Source organism: Fibrobacter sp. UWH9, from assembly GCF_900129715.1.
Taxonomy (GTDB): Bacteria; Fibrobacterota; Fibrobacteria; order Fibrobacterales; family Fibrobacteraceae; genus Fibrobacter.
Window position 1 is genome coordinate 1 of record NZ_FQWP01000052.1, and the last position, 1,035, is coordinate 1,035.

Annotated in this window: 1 protein-coding gene; it reads left to right on the forward strand. The window is 48.6% G+C overall.

What is annotated here, in order from left to right:
- Positions 1–77: 77 nt before the first annotated feature.
- A complete protein-coding gene (locus tag BUB94_RS16100; protein ID WP_073238990.1) occupies positions 78–1,028 on the forward strand; it encodes an IS30 family transposase in 951 nt (316 codons plus the stop codon).
- The last annotated feature ends 7 nt before the right edge of the window (positions 1,029–1,035 follow it).

Genomic DNA, 1,035 nt, shown 5'->3' on the forward strand with positions numbered 1-1,035 from the left:
AAAAAAATCCCTAGAAAGTGAATTCTAGGGATGGTTAGGTTTCTAACTTGCGTTTTCGACCAAGAAAAGGACAAGCGATGAGACTTAACCGAGACATAAGATACCAAATTAGCGCACTGTTGGCTGCCGGACATCAACAAAAAGTCATAGCAAAACTAATCGGAATTTCCGAAGGTGGACTCAGCAAGGAGATTTCCAGAAACGGAGGTCGTAAAAAGTACGATCCGGACAAGGCTGACAAGAGGGCCGTAAAGCTCCAGCACAAAGCGCACATTCACTATGAGTATAGCGATGAAGTTTGGGCGGAAACTGAAGCCCTGATAAAGGAGGACTTGTCACCGGAGCAAGTTGTTGGACGCAGGGGGTTGGAGGGTAAGAAAACTCCAAGCGTTCCAACGATATACCGCCATATCAAAGGCAGAGACGAATTCAAGCCACACCTTAGGCATGGGGACAAGAAATATCGAGAGCGGGGTCCTGCAAAGGATGGAAGAGGCTCCATTACGGGACAGGTGCCCATAGACCTGCGTCCGGCGATAGTCGACGAGAAAAGTCGCTTCGGCGATTTTGAAATAGACTTGATCAACGGAGCTCTTCATAAGGGGAACCTGCTCACCGCCAACGACAGAATGTCCATGCTTTGCATCCTGGAGCCTCTACCGACAAAGGATGCAACCGCCCTGGCAGATACTCTGATAGCGGCCTTTTCGCCCTACAAGAGGCTGCTACACACGGTCACTTCCGACAACGGAAAGGAGTTCGCCGATCATGTTCGGATAGCCCAAAAGTTGGATGTCGGTTATTACTTTGCCCACCCTTACCACTCGTGGGAACGAGGTGCAAACGAAAATATGAACGGTCTGATTCGCCAGTACCTGCCAAAGGGAACCTCGTTTGAGGACCTGACGAGAGATGAGGTCAAGTGGATTGAGTGGAAATTGAACAATCGGCCGAGAAAACGACTTGGATTTCTCACCCCATTAGAGTATATTTCTAGGCAAGTTAAACAAATTTACTTGGCGACTTAAATTCGCC

What these genes read in the sequence shown, in the direction of transcription:
- BUB94_RS16100 (WP_073238990.1), top strand. Translation starts at nt 78, where the DNA reads ATGAGACTTAACCGAGACATAAGATACCAAATTAGCGCACTGTTGGCT.